Annotated in this window: 14 protein-coding genes and 1 tRNA gene; 4 read left to right on the forward strand and 11 right to left on the reverse strand. The window is 68.7% G+C overall.

What is annotated here, in order from left to right; genetic code table 11:
* Positions 1 to 98: 98 nt before the first annotated feature.
* The 3 genes from atzF to ON27_RS01740 are packed head-to-tail and all read right to left on the reverse strand — an operon-like array spanning position 99 to position 6,155.
* Positions 99 to 1,823 carry an allophanate hydrolase gene (gene atzF, locus ON27_RS01730; RefSeq protein WP_043718310.1) on the reverse strand — a complete coding sequence of 575 codons (1,725 nt, stop codon included), beginning with the start codon at positions 1,821 to 1,823 and terminating at the stop codon, positions 99 to 101.
* Entirely contained in the window at positions 1,824 to 5,435 is a 3,612-nt protein-coding gene (gene uca / locus ON27_RS01735) for an urea carboxylase (RefSeq protein ID WP_043718312.1), read from the reverse strand. It abuts the gene before it with no gap.
* 12 nt (positions 5,436 to 5,447) lie between these two features.
* Positions 5,448 to 6,155: a GntR family transcriptional regulator gene (locus tag ON27_RS01740; protein ID WP_043718314.1), complete on the reverse strand. Its 708-nt coding sequence runs from the start codon at positions 6,153 to 6,155 to the stop codon at positions 5,448 to 5,450.
* 167 nt (positions 6,156 to 6,322) lie between these two features.
* Between ON27_RS01740 and ON27_RS01745 the strand changes: the two genes are divergently transcribed.
* Positions 6,323 to 6,781: a hypothetical protein gene (locus ON27_RS01745; RefSeq protein WP_043718317.1), complete on the forward strand. Its 459-nt coding sequence runs from the start codon at positions 6,323 to 6,325 to the stop codon at positions 6,779 to 6,781.
* A 27-nt stretch (positions 6,782 to 6,808) separates the two neighbouring features.
* Here ON27_RS01745 and ON27_RS01750 read toward each other — a convergent pair whose 3' ends face one another.
* The 3 genes from ON27_RS01750 to ON27_RS01760 all read right to left on the reverse strand — a co-directional run bounded on the left by ON27_RS01750 (position 6,809) and on the right by ON27_RS01760 (position 9,114).
* Positions 6,809 to 7,537 (reverse strand): SDR family NAD(P)-dependent oxidoreductase, encoded by a 729-nt coding sequence (locus tag ON27_RS01750; protein WP_051046123.1) that lies wholly within the window; start codon positions 7,535 to 7,537, stop codon positions 6,809 to 6,811.
* 163 nt (positions 7,538 to 7,700) lie between these two features.
* On the reverse strand, positions 7,701 to 8,573 hold the full coding sequence (locus ON27_RS01755; protein ID WP_051046124.1) for an SDR family oxidoreductase: 873 nt from the start codon (positions 8,571 to 8,573) through the stop codon (positions 7,701 to 7,703).
* A 175-nt stretch (positions 8,574 to 8,748) separates the two neighbouring features.
* A complete protein-coding gene (locus ON27_RS01760; protein ID WP_043718320.1) occupies positions 8,749 to 9,114 on the reverse strand; it encodes a hypothetical protein in 366 nt (121 codons plus the stop codon).
* 137 nt (positions 9,115 to 9,251) lie between these two features.
* On the opposite strand from ON27_RS01760, the gene ON27_RS01765 reads away from it, so the two are divergent.
* Entirely contained in the window at positions 9,252 to 9,650 is a 399-nt protein-coding gene (locus ON27_RS01765) for a YunG family protein (RefSeq protein WP_157227059.1), read from the forward strand.
* 16 nt (positions 9,651 to 9,666) lie between these two features.
* Here the strand turns inward: ON27_RS01765 and ON27_RS01770 are convergent, their stop codons facing one another.
* Positions 9,667 to 10,875, reverse strand: a complete 1,209-nt coding sequence (locus tag ON27_RS01770; protein ID WP_043718325.1) for a helix-turn-helix domain-containing protein — start codon at positions 10,873 to 10,875, stop codon at positions 9,667 to 9,669.
* 478 nt (positions 10,876 to 11,353) lie between these two features.
* Between ON27_RS01770 and ON27_RS01775 the strand changes: the two genes are divergently transcribed.
* Positions 11,354 to 11,554 (forward strand): hypothetical protein, encoded by a 201-nt coding sequence (locus tag ON27_RS01775; RefSeq protein WP_043718327.1) that lies wholly within the window; start codon positions 11,354 to 11,356, stop codon positions 11,552 to 11,554.
* Positions 11,555 to 11,929: 375 nt separating this feature from the next.
* Here ON27_RS01775 and ON27_RS01785 read toward each other — a convergent pair.
* The 3 genes from ON27_RS01785 to ON27_RS01795 form a co-directional block, all read right to left on the reverse strand.
* Positions 11,930 to 12,003, reverse strand: a tRNA-Pro gene (locus ON27_RS01785).
* 60 nt (positions 12,004 to 12,063) lie between these two features.
* On the reverse strand, positions 12,064 to 13,719 hold the full coding sequence (locus ON27_RS01790) for a DUF8017 domain-containing protein (RefSeq protein ID WP_043718334.1): 1,656 nt from the start codon (positions 13,717 to 13,719) through the stop codon (positions 12,064 to 12,066).
* 38 nt (positions 13,720 to 13,757) lie between these two features.
* A complete protein-coding gene (locus ON27_RS01795) occupies positions 13,758 to 14,720 on the reverse strand; it encodes a metallophosphoesterase (RefSeq protein ID WP_051046125.1) in 963 nt (320 codons plus the stop codon).
* Between the two features lie 132 nt (positions 14,721 to 14,852).
* Here ON27_RS01795 and ON27_RS01800 point away from each other — a divergent pair, with 132 nt between their 5' ends.
* Positions 14,853 to 15,317 carry a GatB/YqeY domain-containing protein gene (locus tag ON27_RS01800; RefSeq protein ID WP_043718337.1) on the forward strand — a complete coding sequence of 155 codons (465 nt, stop codon included), beginning with the start codon at positions 14,853 to 14,855 and terminating at the stop codon, positions 15,315 to 15,317.
* A gap of 55 nt (positions 15,318 to 15,372) precedes the next feature.
* Here ON27_RS01800 and ON27_RS01805 read toward each other — a convergent pair whose 3' ends face one another.
* Positions 15,373 to 17,742 (reverse strand): penicillin-binding protein, encoded by a 2,370-nt coding sequence (locus ON27_RS01805; protein WP_043718340.1) that lies wholly within the window; start codon positions 17,740 to 17,742, stop codon positions 15,373 to 15,375.
* Positions 17,743 to 18,102: the final 360 nt, after the last annotated feature.

An 18,102-nucleotide genomic window follows, 5' to 3' on the forward strand; every position in this document is an offset into this window, starting at 1 on the left:
AGGGTGGTACGAATGTCTAGCACAAATGTCTAAAACCGTGGTCCGAAGCATGGCCCGTGGCGGCGAGCGTGCTCGCGAACCACGGGCCATCGGGGCGGCTAGGAGCGATGTCGCAGGTATTCGCGCCAGCTCCCGTGGTGGGTGATGTCGGTGGCGGCCCGCGCGGCATCGTAGGCACAGGTCCAGCCGACTACCGCGCGACCGTCGGTGAGTTCGATGCTGGTCAGCGCCATGGGAGCGGGCAGTTCGGCGAGGAAGCCGCCCAGTCCGGCCGCGGAGACCCGGAAGAGTTCGCCTTCGATCGCAGCCCCGCGACCCGGCCCGTGACGGACCAGTCCCGGCTTGGGCGGGGTGGTGTCCAGCGCGGTCAGGCGGTAGGCGTCGGTGGTTCGGATGTCGCCGAGGAAGCGGGCGCCGAGTTGCTCGAGCTGCCAGTGCAGCGGTTGTCCACGCAGGTGCGCCCCGAAGACGGCCAGATCGACCCCGTGTTCCACCAGCAGTGGCGCGCTGTCGAGTCCGAGCAGGCGGGCGGCGAGGTCGATCGCGACCTGATCGGCGAACGCCGGGGTGACCAGCATGACGCCGAACGGCGCGCCGTCGGCGGTGGATGCGCCGGGGACGGCGACGGCGGCCATGTCCAGCAGATTGCAGAAGTTGGTGTAAGTGCCCATCCGCCGGTTGATCCCGACCGGATCGGCCCGCACCGCGGCGATGCTCGGGTGCTCGGTGGTCGTCGGCAACAGCAGTGCGTCGAAACCGCTCAGCAGTTCGGCCGCCGCCGCTTTCGCACGGGCGAGTGCGTCGAGATCGGCGGCGAACGCCGGGCCGGTCTGCGCTCGCGCGGCGCCGATGATGGCGGCGACCGTGGGATCCGCGCCCGAGGGGTTGGTGTCCAGGAATTCACCGATCGCGGCATAGCGTTCGGCGACGAGCGCGCCGTCGTAGAGCAACAGCGCGGCGTCGAGCAGGACGGAGATGTCGAGCTCCTCGGTCTTCGCGTCCGTGTCGGCAACCGCGGCGACGGTGCGGGCGAACGCTTCCCGATACGGCTCGCTGAGCGCGGCCAGATCTTCCGCGCGCGGCACGGCGACGCGCGGCGCGAGCGGGGCGGCCAGCCGGACGTCGGCCGGCCAGGTTCGGCTCCGTGGGTCGCGCGGCTCCGGGCCCGCCATCACCGCGGCCGCGGTGACCGCCAGGTCGAGGTCGGCCGCGAAGACCGTCACGGCGTCGTAGTCGGCGCAGGCGGGTACGGTCCCGTGCGCCGGGATCACGCCCAGCGTGGCCTTGATGCCGACGATCCCGTGCAACGCCGCGGGCACCCGCCCCGACCCGGCGGTGTCGGTGCCGACGCCGATGTCGGCGACGCCGAGCGCGACCGCCGCGGCGGAGCCGGAACTCGATCCGCCCGACACCAGCTCCGGGTGCAGGGCATTGCGCACCGCGCCGTACGGGCTGCGCGTCCCGACCAGCCCGGTGGCGAACTGGTCCAGGTTCGTCTTGCCCAGCACCAGCGCGCCCGCCGCGATCAATCGCTCGACCGACGCCGCGGTGACCTCCGGCAGGTAGGCGAACTCCGGGCAGGCCGCGGTGGTCGGCAGGCCCGCCACATCGATGTTGTCCTTGACCGCCACCAGGATTCCGGCCAGCGGCAATGTCTCACCCGCGGCGAGCCGCTGTGCGAGCACGGCCGCTTCGGCGGCGACCTCCTGTTCCGGTCGCAGCGTGATCCACACCTCCGGCCGGTCGACCTCGGCGATCCGCCGGTAGGCGGCCGCGACGCGTTCGACGGGGTCGGCCGGGTTGTCTGGGACGCCTGGGGGCATTCAGTCGACTCCGATCACTACTAGGGCAGTCCCCGGCTCGACTTTGGCGCCGGGGGTGGTCAGGACCTTCAACACGGTGCCATCGGCCGGGCTGTGCACCGGGAGTTCGAGTTTCATCGCTTCCAGGACGACGACCGGCGTCCCGGCCGTGACGCGCTGTCCCGGCTCGACCTCCACCCGCCAGACGTTGCCGACCATCGGCGCGGTCACCACGTCCGCCCCCGCGGGCACCCCGGCCAGCGGGTTCTCGACCGGTGCGGCGACCGGTGCGACGGTGGTGCGTTCGAATTCGCCCGCCGCCCGCCACGCCTGCTTCTCCGCCTCGAACGCGGCCGCCTGTCTGGCCTCGAACTCGGCGATGGCGTCGGCCTCGGTGCGCAGCATCCGCATATGGTCGGCGAGGGCGAAACTGCCCTCGCTCACCTCCGCGTCGAACCGGCCCGCCTCGGCCGCCGCACGGTATTCGAGCAACTGCTCGGCGCCGACCGGCTCCCAGACGATGCGGTCGAAGAACCGGAACAGCCAAGGCGTGCCCGCTTCGAACGGCGCGGACTGCCGATAGCTGGACCAGATCGGCACGGTGCGGCCGATCAGCTGGTAGCCGCCGGGCGAGGCCATCCCGTACACGCACAGGTACTTGCCGCCGATGCCGACAGCGTCGGACGGGGTCCAGGTCCGCGCCGGGTTGTACTTGGTGGTGACCAGGCGGTGGCGTGGATCGAGCGGGACGGCCAGCGGCGCACCGAGATACACGTCACCGAGTCCGAGCACGAGATATTCGGCGTCGAACACGGCGCCGCGCACGTCCTCGACGCTGTCGAGCCCGTTGATGCGGCGGATGAACTCGATGTTCGACGGCAGCCAGGGCGCGGTGTCGCGCACGCCGCTGCGATAGCGGTCGATCGCCTCGGCGATGGACGGGTCGTCGAACGACAGCGGCAGCCGGATGGTGCGGCTCGGCACCACCAGGTCGGTGGTGGCGGGCAGCTCCAGTTCGAGTTCGGCCAGCGTGCCGAGCAATCGGTACTGCGGCAGCACCTCGGGATCGAAGTGGATGTGCAGGGATCGGACGCCGGGCGTCACGTCGAGGATGCCGGGCAGCCCAGCGCCCGCCAAGGCCTCGGCCAGTGCGTGCACCCGCATGCGCAGCCCGAGATCCAGCACCATCTCGCCGTATTCGACCAGCACGTTGTCGTCCCCGCCGCGCAGATACCGCACACCCGGCCGGTCCCGCGCCGCCTCGACGCCGCCGAGGACGCCGCGATCACGCAGGGCCGCAAGAGAATCGGTGACCGGATCCGGCACGCGACTGTGGTCGGCCGCGCGCAACGCGGCCGCCTCCGCGTCGTCGACCGGCACGAAGCGCACCGAGTCGCCGGGACGCAGCTGGCCCATCCGCCAGCGATGCGCGGACACCACGGTGAGCGGGCAGGCGAAGCCGCCGAGGCTGGGACCGTCCGGACCGAGCAGGATGGGCGTGTCACCGGAGACGTTCAACGCGCCCACGCTGTAGGGATTGTCGTGCAGGTTGGACGGGTGCAGCCCGGCGTCGCCGCCATCGGTCCGCGACCAGGCCGGTTTCGGCCCCTCCAAGCGGATGCCGGTGCGGTTGGCGTGGCTGCCGACCCGCCACGGGTGGGTGCAGAACTGGGTCATGTCGGCAGCGGTGAAGTACGCGGGCGAGGTCTGCGGACCGACACCGACCGCGAGTCGCCAGTCATGGGTGAACCGCGGCCGGACCTCCGGCGGCACCGTGGCGGGGGCGCCGAGTTCGCCGGCGGTGATCGGGGCGATGCCGAGCACATCGCCGGTGGCGACCGCTTTCCCGGTCACCCCGCCGAAGCCGCCGAGGGTGAAGGTGGCCGCGCTGCCGTGATAGAGCGGGGCGTCGATACCGCCGCGCACCGCCAGATAGGTGCGCAGACCGGTGTCGGTGGGTGCGCCGATATCCAGCACCGCGCCCGCGGCCACGGTGACCGGCTCCCACATGGCCACCGGGTGGCCGTCCACCAGCACGGGGGTCGGCGCGCCGGTCACGCACACGACTGCGCTGTCGGAGAATCGCAATCGCGGGCCTTGCAGAGTGCATTCGAGTGCGGGCACGCCGGTGGGATTGCCGACCGCGGTGTTGGCGAGGGTGAAGGAGAGGTCGTCCATCGGACCGGACGGCGGAATGCCCACCTCCCACAACCCGATCCGGCCGGGGTGGTCCTGCACGGTGGTCATGGTCCCGCCGCGCAGCACATCGATGCGCTGCCCGACCGGGCGGATCTCGGCCAGCGTCGTGGTGGTGTGCTCGGTGGCCAGCACCCGGGGATCGCCTGCGGCTCGGCGCAATTGGGGCAGATTCGTCTGCACGCCGTAGATCCGCGTGGCGGCGAGCGCGGTGCGCAACGCGGCGAACGCCTCCGTCCGGCTCTCGCCCGAACCGATCACCTTGGCCAGCAACGGGTCGTAATACGGACTGACCTCCGAGCCGGTGCCCACCCAGGTGTCGACCCGCACGTCGGCCGGGAAACGCGCGGCCGTGATCAGGCCCGCGCTCGGGCGGTGATCGTGGCCGGGATCCTCCGCGTAGACGCGCGCCTCCACCGCGTGGCCGGTGATCGGCGGTCCGCTCTCCGGCAGCTCGTCCACCATCGAGGTGTCCCCGCCGGCCAGGCGCAGCATCCATGCCACCAGGTCGACGCCGGTGACCGCCTCGGTGACCGGATGTTCCACTTGCAAACGCGTGTTCATCTCCAGGAACGACGCGGTGCCGTCGTCGGTGTCGTACACGAACTCCACCGTCCCGGCCGAGCGGTACCCGACCGAGCGGGCGAGTTCGCGGGACGCGGCCAGCAGGCGCTGCGACAACGCCTCGGTGAGGCCCGGCGCGGGGGCCTCCTCGATCACCTTCTGGTTGCGGCGTTGCAGTGAACAGTCCCGGGTGCCGAGGCTGACGACGCGGCCGTGGCCGTCGCCGAACAGCTGCACCTCGACATGCCTGGCACGTGCGACGAAACGTTCCAGGAAGACGCCGGTCGAGCCGAAGTTCGACGCCGCCACGCGCTGCACGCGCTCGTAGGCCACGCGCACCTGGTCCGGGTCGAAGCAAGCCTGCATACCGATGCCGCCACCGCCACCGACCGCCTTCAGCATCACCGGGAAGCCGATCCGCTCCGCCTCCGCCACCGCGTGATCGACCGACTCGAGCAGGTCGCTGCCCGGGACGAGCGGCACGCCGACCGCGCGAGCCGCCGCGCGAGCGGTGTGTTTGTCGCCGAAGACACGCAGCTGCTCGGGAGTGGGCCCGACGAACGCGATCCCCGCGTCCGAAATCGCGGCGGCGAAATCGGCGTTCTCCGAGAGGAATCCGTAGCCGGGATGGATCGCCCCCGCTCCGGTCTCCAGCGCCGCCTCGACCACAAGGTCGGCGCGCAGGTAGGACGCCGCGGCCGGGCCAGCACCCAGACGCACCGCCACATCGGCCGTTTCGACGTGCGCGGCGCCCACGTCGGCGTCGGAGTACACCGCGACCGTCTTCAACCCGAGCGTCCGCGCGGTACGCATGATGCGGCAGGCGATCTCGCCGCGATTGGCGACGAGCACCGTATCGAATTCCAGCCCCACAACCGCTCCCTGCTAATCCGTGGCCAGCGACATCGCCGTGATCGCGCGGGTGACCCGTTCGAGCACCACGTCCAGCGATTCACCGATGTGCGTGTGCAGCAGCCGGTAGGCCAGCGGGAGATCGTCGGCCAGCACGGCGTCCAGGATGCCGAGATGCTCGGCGATGGTGGTCTCGATCCGGTTGTTGACCATGAAGTCGTACATGCGCACGTGGCGGATGCGGGAGTTCACCGCTTTGAGCGCGCGCACCATCTCGGTGTTGCCCGCGGCGGTGAGCAGCGTGACGTGGAACTCCTCGTCGCGCACGACGAAACCGGGTTCCTGTTCGGGCGGATCGGCGCGCAGTTCCAGCCAGGCGGCGCGCTCGGCTTCCAGCAGTTCCCGATCGTGTGTGACGGCCGGATTGGTCACGGCGCGCTGGAGACCGCCCAGTTCCAAGGTGATTCGCAGCTCGTACAGGTCGCGGATCAGTGGGATGCTCGGGCGCACCGGGCTGAAGCCGTACTCTTCTCGTTGCAGCAGCCCGTCCGAGCACAGCACGGTCAGCGCCTCCCGAATCGGTGTGCGCGAGATGCCGAAGCGCGCCGACAATTTCGGCTCGGTCAGGCGTTCACCGAACTTGATGTCCCCGTTCATGAGCTCGCTGCGCAGCGCCGCGTACACCACGTCGCGCAGCGGTTTGCCCGCCGCGTCCGCCAAGGTGGCTATCCGTGTCGACATGGCTGTGTACGCTATTGACCTCGCATTTCGGTGGGGTGTCCATAAGTTATCGCCGCGTTAGCGTCTGCTCACCGCGCCGTGCCCGGCGCTGGGCGAAACAGAATCCGGCGCGGGTTCGACAGAGTTGTCGAGTCGGTTGTCCCTCAGCGAATCACCAAGGAGTCGGTATGCAGCGCAGCACGAAGTTCGCCGGAGCACTCGCCGCCGTAGCGGTCGCGCCGATCATCGCGGCCGGTAACGCGCAGGCCGACCCGGGCACGGTCTACTTCTCGGTGGGCGGCACGAACTGCGCCATCTTCGGGAACGGCTCGGTCGGCTGCGATTTCGCCTCTCCGCTGCACCTGAGCTACTACGTCGGCGACACCTACGTGCCGGTGCCGGTGAAGGTGAGCGAAATCGTGATCGACCAGCCGTGGCTGCCCGCGCATCCCACCTTCGACCCGGCCACGCCCTACACACTGCCGGGCGGCAATCCCAGCATCTACGACGTGCGGACCGGCTCGGGACAGTGGGGTCCGATCATCGCGCACGCGGGGGCGACCTGCCAGGTCGGCTTCCACGGCAGCTTCGGCTGCCAGGCGCTGGGCCGCGGCTTCACGACCTACGGCGGCACGATCGTCGCGTGACGTGCTGCCTCGGGCGCGCCGCCGCGTCTATCGCGGCGGCTCGCCCGTGGCGCCGAGCCGGATGACCTGCGCGTTCACCGTGCTCGCCGCATCGCCGGCCAGATAGGCGACCACCGCCGCCGGCTCGGCCGGGGCGATCGCGGCGAGAGCGACCTCGAGTTCCGCGTTGTCGGTCGTGCCCGCGCCGTAACTGACCGTGTTGACGGTGATCCGCCGCGGCACGAAGTCCGGGGCCACGGCTTGGCCGAGCTGCTCGACCGCGCCGCGCGTCGCGTCGTGCACCGCGCCGCCCGGATCGGCGGGATCACAGACCGTGATGACCCGGCCCTCGTCGGCCAAGTGCTGGAAGGCCAGCTGGAGGCCGTGGAACACGCCCTGCACCGTCCCGGCGAAATTGCTGTCGAACGCCTCCGAGCTGAGCTTGGGGAAGGGCTCGGACTCCGGCACCGCCGCGGTGTTGACCAGCACGTGCCATTCACCGCATTCCTCCAGCAGCACCTGCACCAATTCCTCGTACTCGGTGCGATCGGCGATGTCCGCCGCGAGCGCCTGCGCCGTGCCGCCCGCCTCGGTGATCTCCTTGACCACCTCCGCGGCGGGCTCCGGAAAGTGCGGATGCTGGATCACGACGTTTGCGCCTCGAGCGGCGAGCGTTTTCGCGATCGACCTGCCGAGGCCGGTGTAGGCCGCCGTCACCAGCGCGGTCTTCCCGGACAGCGATTCGTCTGCGCGCACGCCATCGACGGGCTTGCTCATCTGCCGACCTTTCGTCGATTGCGGGAATAGAGGTTTCAGCGATGATATTCCCGCATACGATCCGTTTACCCGGAAAGGCGCAAGTGACCCACGTGTCGGATTTGTCGGGAGCGTGCCGCCGTGTTTGTGGCGATCTGGCGCGCGATCGTCGCAACCCGTATCCCTACGCGTCGACGAACAGGTCGTTGGCCAGTTCGCCGTCGCCTGGGACGACGCGGTATCGGTCCAGATCCGTCACACCGTTGGCGGTCAGCACGTCCTCGTCGAGCAGGAGTTGGCCGGTGTAGGTGGCGGCGGGACTGGTCACCATCAACAGGGCGGCGTCGGCGCAGATGTGCGCGGTGCGGGACGCCGCGACGGCCTCCGCGCCGCCGAGCAGGTTGCGCACCGCGGCGGTGTCGATCTTGGTGCGCGGCCACAGCGAGTTCACCGCGATGCCGTAGGGCCGGAACTCATGGGCCAAACCGATGGTCGCGATGCTGACACCGTATTTGGACACGGTGTAGGCGACACCGTTGCCGACCCACTCGGGATTCATATTGAGCGGTGGGGAGAGGGTGAGTATGTGCGGATTCCGTCCGGCTCCTGCCGAGACGCGCAGATGCGGCAGCGTCAGCTTCGACAGCAGGAACGGGGCGCGCAGGTTCACCGCTTGCATGTGGTCGTAGCGCTGCATGCCGATCCGCTCGGCGGCGGTCAGATCGACCGATCCGGCGTTGTTGACCAAGATGTCGATGCCGCCGAACCGGTCGACGATCCGATCGACCGCCCCGGCCATCGCCTTGTCGTCGCGCACATCCGCCACCAGCGGCAGCACGTCGCCGCCCGCCGCCTCGGCGTGCGCGGCGGCGGTGTGGATGGTGCCCGGCAGCTTGGGATGCGGCTCCTGGGTGCGGGCGATCATCGCGACATTCGCCCCCTCCGCCGCGAACCTGATCGCGATCGCCAGGCCGATGCCCCGACTGGCCCCGGTGATCACCGCTGTCTTGCCGCTGAGCAAGCCCTCGTCTGCCGCATGGGGAGTTGATCCGTGCATAACCGCTGCTGCCCTTCGGATTCGGGTCGATCGTGCTCCGAGGCTAACCGGCGTCCGCTGCGTGCGGGAGCGGTTCGGAGGCCCTCGACGAATGCCGTCACTGTCCACCACGGACCCCTGCTGGCCCGCGCACTTCGCCGCAGACCCGCCACCGCTCACCAGTCGGAGGTCCGGCTCACGCCTGGCGGTCTGACTCGCTCTGCTCCCACGCCGCGACCGGCAGCGACAAATAGACCCCGAAATCGTCCAGTCCTGTCGCCTTCTCGATATCTGCATGCAGCCGCTCGACGCGCTCCTGCCTGTTGTCGGCCCGGCTGGCGAACCACTTCGACCGCACCTCGATCACCACATCCAGCCCACTGCGATCGAACGGACCCAACTCCCGGAACCGGATCTCGACATCCCCCGGCCGCAGATCCGAGTCGTAAGGTTCCTCCGGGCATTCGACCGCCACCGACACCAGATGCGGAAGTTGTTGCGAGAGTTCCCGAAGGATCGTCTCGGGGACATGCGACGCATAGGTCACCTCGATCAATGGCACGCCCAGAGTGTATCGACGTGCCGCCCCTGCGATCAGTGCTCGGCGACTTCATCCCCCGCCGCAGAGCCGACAACCATCAGGTATGCCCGTTGTAGCGATTCAGTCTGTTTCCACAGCGAGCGCGGTAGACTGTGCGCGTGTGGGCTGGAACGCTGGAAACTCTGGCAAGCGCGCTTCACAAATCCTGGTCCGCAGATACCAGTAGCGCTTCCGGCTGGACGGAAGCCAACAGTGCCAAGGGGCAATGCGCCGTCACTGCGTGTGTGGTGCAAGATTACCTCGGCGGATATATTCTCAACACGGTCGCTACCCTGCCCGACGATCAAACTGTGTCGCACTATTTCAATATCGTAGACGGCAAGACCATCGACCTGACGCGGCAGCAGTTCCCGGAGGGGACGATATTCACGAAGCCGGCAGAGAAGCGGGGTCGATATTCTTCAACTCGCGAGTACTGCCTCTCGTATGAAAGCACCCGGCTGCGATACGAGAGCCTTCGCAGCCGGGTTGCCGACTACATTGGTGGCAGCGCGTAGCAACGTTACCGAGTTGTCAGTGTGCCATCCACATGCCGAGGAACGCTCGGGCCTCCGGCACCGTCGAGTACGACCGCAACTGGTCGACGATTGTGCCGAGAGCGCTTTGAAGCCGGGTTGATGCCACTGCCCGCATGTGGGCAAAATTGTCAGTCAATAGGGTGCAGCAGTCATCGATGACCTCGGCCTGAATCATGTTCTCCGCCAGGCGAATTTGCCAGGCAGTTCGTTCACGCGGGTAAGCCGCAGTTCCGTTGATGGCGGACCGCAGGTAGGTGGTCGCCGTCTGGTGGTCGCCCAGGCGCATAAAGGCCAGTCCGGTGAGGCCGCTGATCTGCGCTGCGGGCAAGTGAGCGAGATATTCGGGGTCATGTCCCCTGGTCGAATCGTAGGCGCGATGCGCCCGGTTGATTGCTGCCACCACGGCAGTCCGGTCACCGATCACACTATGGGCTTCGGCCTCGCGGATCGCTGCCAAGGCTCGCAGCTTCGGACCGCCCTCACGTCGGGCGGCGAGCTGTGCGGCTTCGGCCAGCTGAACACCTTCCTTCGCACGTGAACCCTCCCGGTACGACAGCAGGCACGCGTTGATCCAGGCATGGGCAGCGGCGATGCCATCGCCGACAACCGCGGCGGCCTGCGCGGCATCGGCGTAGTAGCGGCGGGCTTCGTGCCAACAGCCAGCGTCGTAGTGCACCCAGCCTGCGGCAGTCATCATCTCGGCAGCGGCACCGGTCAGCATGTTGCCTATCTGGTCGGTGTAGCTACCCGCGTCCAGCAACTGCTCGACATACCGCACTTCGTTGGCCGCGACTGCGCACAGGCGATCGCCTCCTGCGATCAACTGAAGCTCATGGATTTGGTTGATACTGCGGTTGATCCGCTCGACGTCTGATCGGCCTACCCGCACGCCTGCGGCGGCGACCGCGGCACCAGATTTCTGCCCTTGGCCTGCTGCCACTGCGGCACCGACTGTTCCCGTTCTGAAGAAATGGCGTCGGTTCACATCCGCCTCCTCATCCGACTGCACCGCCAGTATGGCCATCGGTACTTGCAGCGCTCTTGCCACGCGGCGGAGAACGCGGACATCGTAAACGGCGGGGCCGTCATGCTCTAGCTGCGAGATGGCAGGTTGTGTGAAGTGAATGAGCGCACCGAGTTCCGCCTGGGTCATTCCGGCGGATTTGCGAATCCGGCGGATGGTCTCGCCCGTCGTCATATACATCTTCGGGTACCCCCTGCTGTGCCGTAGGTGCGCGGTAGTCGTCCAGTCGGGTGTTATCTACCAATAGCATTTGGCCCGTCCGCACCATATACCGATTTCCGTATCTCTCAACAGGTTTCGGCATTGAACCGGAAACAAGCGGTTTTTTGGCCGTACGGTCCGCTTGGTATCCGGCACCGGGGCGACGCTGTACTCCGCACGGCGCACCAGCTCGCCAGAGTGGCAGGCCGGTGGCGAAAGCCCCCGGTGCCGGATACCGCCCGAACCTCCGCTGCTCCGGATGGAGAGAAGTACTGCGCCATGCCTGCCGAATCTCTCGCCACCAACCAACTCATCGCCGTTGCGATGCAGCCCCTCGAAATGCGCCGAGTGTGCCGTTCACGATCTCGCAGGCGCACATGGTGATGCGCTACCACATGGCCTGCCGGACGAAGCGCTGCCCGCGCAAGGCTGCCATGCCACGCGAAGGCAAACCGGCATGACGACGAACCCCGGAGGGAGTACCACCTTCGTACAGGCCGACGGCGTGCTGGCCGAGGTGATGTGCCAAGTGTGCTTACTGGGATTGACGGTGGAACGTGCCCGGCAACTGCTGGATATCCACTGCGAGCACCACCCGGACGAATGCCTTGTGCACCTGGAGGCGGCGTACCTGCTGATGATCGAGGGCGATTTCTGAGCGATATCACCACTTCTTGTCTCGGTGCCGTGGGTCGGCTCGGTCGTCTTCGTGGGGGTGCTGTGCTTCCGGGCGGGCGTGTGGTGGCAAGGTGTCCGCCTTCTCAGTGCGCACACCGACGCGCTGGACAGCCGCCGCAGTGACGAAGTCGGGAAGGACTGCATGTGGCCTCCCAGCCAGCCGACCCTCGTCGTGGATCTGAGAGTGGACGACGCCGATACGGATGTCTTGCCGCAGATACAAGACATTGTCCCGCCGCTGCGGCCGACGCCGATCCGACGGCCGCCGTGGCTGTGCGGCCCTGGCGTCCTAGACCACAAAGAAGGCCCCTGACCGTGAACCGGTCAGGGGCCTTCCCGTCGTCTCAACCACGAGTCGGGGTGACAGGATTTGAACCTGCGACCTCTTCGTCCCGAACGAAGCGCGCTACCAAGCTGCGCCACACCCCGTGAAGCGAACCTGGAGTAGCTTACAACAGGGTGGCGTGAGACGTTAAACCGGCAGGTCAGTCAGCCTTCGAGGGCGCGGATGGTGGTGAAGATGCGCTTGGCGGTCTCGGCGTCGAGGGCGTTCGGAACGCCGGTGTCGGCGGCGATCACCATGACGAAGTTCCCGGTGTCGTTGGGGAAGGCGGCGGTGTAGACGGAGTACGCCTTCGCGCAACCGGGCTTGGCGTCGGCGACGGTGCCTTTGGTTTCCACGAACATGCCGTGCTGGGAGCCGTCCAGCGACGCCAGCGGCATGGGCAGGCCGGGTGTGCCGCCGGAGGTCGCCTTGTAGGCGAGCGTGGCGGTCTTCGTGCCCAGCTCGGTGGCCGCCTTTCCTGGGTCGGAGGTGTTCGAGCCGGTGAGGAAAGCGACGGTCCGGGTCGAGCCGGGGCAGTATCCCTTGCCCTCGCTGGCCAAGCCCTTACCCGCGACGGCGTTCGGCGGTTCGCCGAAGCCGCCGATGGTGCCTTGCGGGGCGACGGTCCAGCCGGCGGGCACGTCATAGGCGGCCCCGCTGTCGGGCGCTTGGACGACCTGGTAGCCGGGGATGAGCGGCGTTCGGTCGCCCTGTCCGCGCGCGGTCGTCGTCGGTGCGGGCTTGGTCGTGGCCGGGACGAGAGAACTCGCGGCGGCGGCGGTGGTGGTGGTGAGCGCGCTCACCATGGAGGGCGGGCTGTCCTGTGCGGAATCGTCCTTCTGCCCAGTGGTCAACGCGACCGCACCGGCGACCAGACCGGCCACCAGCAGTGCGACGAGCGCGGCGGACAGGACCCACTTCCCGCGCGGACTGTTGTGCGGCGGCACGACCCCGCCCTGCGGACCGGGCGGATAGTGACCGCCGTACTGCCCCGGTCCGCCGACCGGCTGCCACTGCGAGACCTGCGGCGGCGGGCCGAACCCGTCGGCGCTGCGATAGCCGAGCAGCGTGGGCGCCGAATCGCCCGGCGCCGGATTCGGCCCCCGGCCGCCGAAGGGCGCGTGTTGGTCGAGCGCGCCGAGCGGTTGCCCGAGCATGGTCGGATCGTCGCGGCCGCCGGGAACCGGCTCGGCCTGCGGCCACTGCCCGAGAGACGGGGCCAGCATGGTGGGGTCGTTGCGACCGGCCTGGTCGGGCGGTGCGGCATCCTGCTGCCAGCCACCCAGCGGCTGGGCGAGCAGGGTCGGGTCGGCCAGTGCGGGCGTGTTCGCCGCCGAATCGGCGTCCGGCTGCCAAGGCGTGGCGGGATCACTCTGCTCCGGTCGCCACTGGAGCGTCGGCGCGGGCTCGTCGTTCGGCGGCCACTGCGTGGAAGGCTCGGGCTGCCAGGGATAGGGCGGAACGCCCCCGCTGCCTGTCTCGGCCGCCGGCCACTGCTCCGACGGGGCAGGCTCGTTCGAGTTCAGCGGCCGCCATCCCGAAGCGTGGCCGGTGGGATCTTCGGCGCCCCGCTGCCAAGGAGTGACGGCGGGGCGTCCGGCTTCGTCGTAGCCGGGCCGCTGCCACGACGACTGTTGCGGCGTGCCGGACGGCTTCGGTGCGCCCGGCTGTGCCGGGGCGTCCGGCTGCCGAGGGCCGTCGGAGTCACCGGATGGGGCAGTGGCGAAACGCGGTGGGAAAGACTGTTGCCGGGGAGTCGGCGGCCCGGCGGGCCGCCGCGGAGTCGTCGGGTCGTCGCGCCGGTCGTCGAATCCACTCACAGTTGTCCCCTACCTGCCACACGTCTCGGCAGGGGACCTTAGCGGGCGACGGCCTCCGATGCCGACACACCCTGACCAGTGTCGGCGACCGGACGCTTCGGCGGCGCGGCCACCAGCGTCAACAAGGTCGCCTCCGGGCGGCAGCAGAAGCGGTAGGGCGCCCACGGCGAGGTGCCGATGCCCGCGGAGACGTGCAGCTGGGTGTGCGTACCCCACTTCGACGGACCCTTCACCCGGGACCGGTCGATCCCGCAGTTGGTGACCAAGGCGCCGTAGCCGGGCAGGCACAACTGGCCGCCGTGGGTGTGGCCCGCCATCACCAGGTCGTAGCCGTCTTCGGCGAAGCGGTCCAGTACTCGCGGCTCGGGCGAGTGGGTGAGGCCGATGCGCAGGTCGGCCAGCGGGTTCGGGGCGCCCGCGACAGTGTCGTAGCGGTCGCGCTGCAGGTGCGGATCGTCGACGCCCGCGGTGGCGATGCGGACACCGGCCACCTCGAGGTCGCGGCGCACGTGCGTCAGGTCGAGCCAGCCACGTTCGGTGAAGGCCGCGCGCAGGTCCTTCCACGGCAGCGGCGCGCCGTAGGTGCGGCGATGGTCCTTCTTGAAGTAGTTGAACGGGTTCTTCGCCACCGGCGCGAAGTAGTCGTTGCTGCCGAAAACGAAAAGGCCCGGGCGGGAAAGCAGTCCGCCGAGGGCCTGGACCACCGCGGGCACCGACTTCTGATGCGAGAGATTGTCGCCGGTGTTGACCACCAAGTCCGGTTCCAGCCGGTCCAGCTCCCGTAGCCACTGCTGCTTGAGCTTCTGGCCGGGCATCATGTGCAGGTCACTGAGGTGCAGCACGCGCAGCGACGACGACCCCGGCGCCAGCACAGGCATGGTCGCCTCCCGCAGAACGAAGGCGTTGCGTTCGACCAGCGAGGCGTAGCCGAGTCCGGCCACCGCGGCCCCGGCGGCTCCCAGCGCGGTCGTGCGTACAGCAGAGGTCGAGATCACGGGCATTTGCCCAGCATAGGTGACCCCGCTCGAGAGCGCCGAGTGTGTTTCCGCACAAGCGCCCGTTATCCGGCGGGAAAACCGGCGGCGCGGCAAATGTAGTGGGACCGCCGCGCCACAGCGGCTACCGTGATCGGCATGTCGGAACTCAAATCGCAGCTGCGGGCGGACCTGACCGCCGCGATGAAAGCCAAGGACACGCTGCGCCTTTCCACGTTGCGGATGCTGCTGTCGGCGATCCAGACCGCCGAGGTCGCCGGTACGGAGGCTCGTGAGCTCACCGACGCCGAGGTCGTCTCCGTGCTGCAGAAGGAGTCGAAGAAGCGCAACGAATCCGCGGAGGTCTACACGCAGGCCGGGCGCGGCGAACTGGCGGCGAACGAGCACGCCGAGGCGCGCATCATCGACGAGTATCTGCCGACCCAGCTGACCGACGCCGAAGTCGCCGATCTCGCCGACACCGCGATCGCGCAGGTCGCCGAGGAGAACGGGGAGCGCCCCGGCATGCGTCAGATGGGCCAGGTCATGAAGATCGCCACCGGCCTCGCCGCGGGCAAGGCCGACGGCTCGCGTATCTCGGCCGCGGTGAAAGCGCGACTGTAGGGCAGCGACGTGAAAGGGGCCGCGAACCGTGTGGTTCGCGGCCCCTTTCTCGTACTCAGCGCGGGAGCGGGATCGGAATCGGGATCGGTGGCAGCCGCGGCGGTAGCGGCAGCCCCGGAATGCCCGGCGCCGGTGGGGGCGGCCCCGGCGGCGGCGCGGCCCGGACGGTGCCGTCGCTGATGTACAGCGTGATCACCGAACCGGGGATCGCCGAGCCGTTCGGCGCGGTGCCCATCACGGTGCCCTTGGGCCGATCGCCCGCCCCGGTCACCGGCGACACCTGGAACCCGGCGGCTACCAGCTTGGCGGTCGCCTCACCCTGGGTGAGGCCGACGACGTCGGGGACCTGGGCGTTGTTGGCGCCGCGCACGTACTTGTCGTCCAGCGGCGGCAGCGCGGGCGGCGGGAACAGCGGGATCACCGGTTTGATCGCGTTGAACCAGGTGCGCGCCGGTTCGTTACCGCCGAACAGGTTGCCGTCGCCGCAGTTGCGCAGCGGGAACGAGCAGATCTCCCCGGGGGTGGGGCTGTCGCCGTAGACGTAGACCGCGGAGGCCAGCGAGTTGGTGAACCCGAGGAAGGCCGAGGAGCGGTGGCTCTCGGTGGTACCGGTCTTGCCCGCCATCGGCAGGTTCCAGCCCACCGACTGGGCCGCGGCCGCCGCCGTACCCGCGGTGTCGTCCTTGCTCATCGCGTTGGCGAGGGTGTTCGCCAAGCCGGGCTCGACCACCTGCTCGCAAGCCTGCTGGGTCAGCGGTACCTGCCTGCCCTGGCGGTCGATGACCTCCTTGATCGGGTTCGGCGGGCACCACCGGCCGCCCGAACCCAGCGTCGCGGCGACGTTGGACAGTTCCAGCGGGTTGATCGCGACCGGGCCGAGGGTGAACGAGCCGAGGTTCTGGCCCTTGATCATGTCGGCCAGGCTCTGGTTGCCGTGGCCCGAGCTGCCCGCTTCGGTGAACGAGCGCATGCCGAGCCGGACCGCCATGTCGACGGTCGGGGTGACCCCGACCGCCTGGATCAGCTTGACGAACGCGGTGTTCGGCGACGTGGCCAGCGCCTCGGTCACCGACATGGGCGACTTGTACCGGCCCGCGTTCTCGACGCAGTAGGTGGCGGGCGGGCATCCGCGCGCACCGCCGTTACCCATGCCCTTCGCCTCGAACCGACCGGGCACTTCCAGCTGGGCGTCGATGCCGAGCCCCTTCTCCATGGCCGCGGCGGTCGTGAAGACCTTGAAGATCGATCCCGCGCCGTCACCGACCATGGAGTACGGCTGCGGCTGCACCGTTTCGTTCCCGTCCCGGTTGAGGCCGTAGGTGCGACTGCTGGCCATCGCGAGTACCGGATGCGAATCCTGTCCCGGCGCGACCACGGACATGACCTCCGCGATGTTGTCCAGATTCGGGTTGGCCGCGTCGGTCACCGCCCGCTTCACCGAGTCCTGCACGGCCGGGTCGAGGGTGGTCCGGATCAGGTAGCCGCCCTTCTCGATCTGTTCGCGGCTGATGCCCGCGTTGGCCAGGTACTGCAGCGCGTAGTCGCAGAAGAAGCCGCGGTCGTTGGCCGCGATGCAACCGCGCGGCAGGCCCTTGGGCTCCGGCAGCACGCCCAGCGGCTTGGTCTTGGCCTCGCGGAACTCGTCGGCGCGGCTGGGGATGTTCTGGATCATGGTGTCCAGCACCGTGTTGCGCCGGGCCAGCACGCCGTCCGGGTTGGTGTAGGGGTTGAGCTTGGACGAACTCTGCACCATGCCCGCCAGCATCGCGGACTGCGAGACGTTCAGCTCGGCGGCGTCGACGCCGAAGTAGGTCTTCGCGGCGTCCTGGATGCCATAGGAGGAGTTCCCGAACGGGACCAGGTTGAGGTATCTGGTGAGGATCTCGTCCTTGGTCAGCTCGCGGTCCAGCGTCAGCGCCATCCGGATCTCGCGGATCTTGCGGGCCGGGGTGGTCTCGATGGCGGCGCGGCGCTCGGCGTCGGTCTTGGCGACCACCAGCAGCTGGAAATTCTTCACGTACTGCTGATCCAGCGTCGACGCGCCCTGCTGCACCTCGCCGCTGGTGGTGTTGGTCAGGAACGCGCGCAGCGTGCCCTGCCAGTCCACGCCCTCGTGCTCGGCGAAGCGGCGGTCCTCGATGGACACGATCGCCAGTTTCATGTCGTTGGAGATCCGGTCGCTGGGGACCTCGAATCTGCGCTGCTCGTACAGCCAGGCGATCGGATTGCCCGCCGCGTCGACCATGGTCGAGACCGCGGGCACCGTTCCCTCGACCAGCTCCGCGGAGACGTTGTCGACGGCGTCGGCGGCGCGGTTGGAGACGAACCCGAAGCCGCCGGCGAGCGGGAACAACAACCCGGCGACGAGCACGGAGGCCAGCACGCAGCTGCCGGCCAGCCGCGCGAGCGTATGTGTGATCGGCACGAATCAAGACTACGGGTTGCCATTCCAGCCTTCTTGGCGGCATTTGTCCCGAGCCCGGAACTGGTTGTTCGCGAACCGGAATGGGCGTGTCGCGCGATCGCGACCGGCGTGTCGCGCGAGGGCCCGCGCGCAATCTGCCTGCCCGTCCTGTGCGCGCCCGGCTTTGCAGGGACGGACGTACCAAAAAATCTCGAGGTGGTCTTGCGCAAGCGCCATACCTTTACCTAGATTGAGAACCCAGTGTGATAGAGCTAACACTCAAAGTGGAATGTGGTGCACTTCGCAGCGGGGTTTGGGTGCTGCGTGGTGACAACGCGATTCTGGAGCGCCGTTGACCCGGTGTTCGGACTGCAAAGGGGC

The sequence above is a fragment of the Nocardia asiatica NBRC 100129 genome, from assembly GCF_000308415.1.
In the GTDB taxonomy this organism is placed as follows: Bacteria; Actinomycetota; Actinomycetes; order Mycobacteriales; family Mycobacteriaceae; genus Nocardia; species Nocardia asiatica.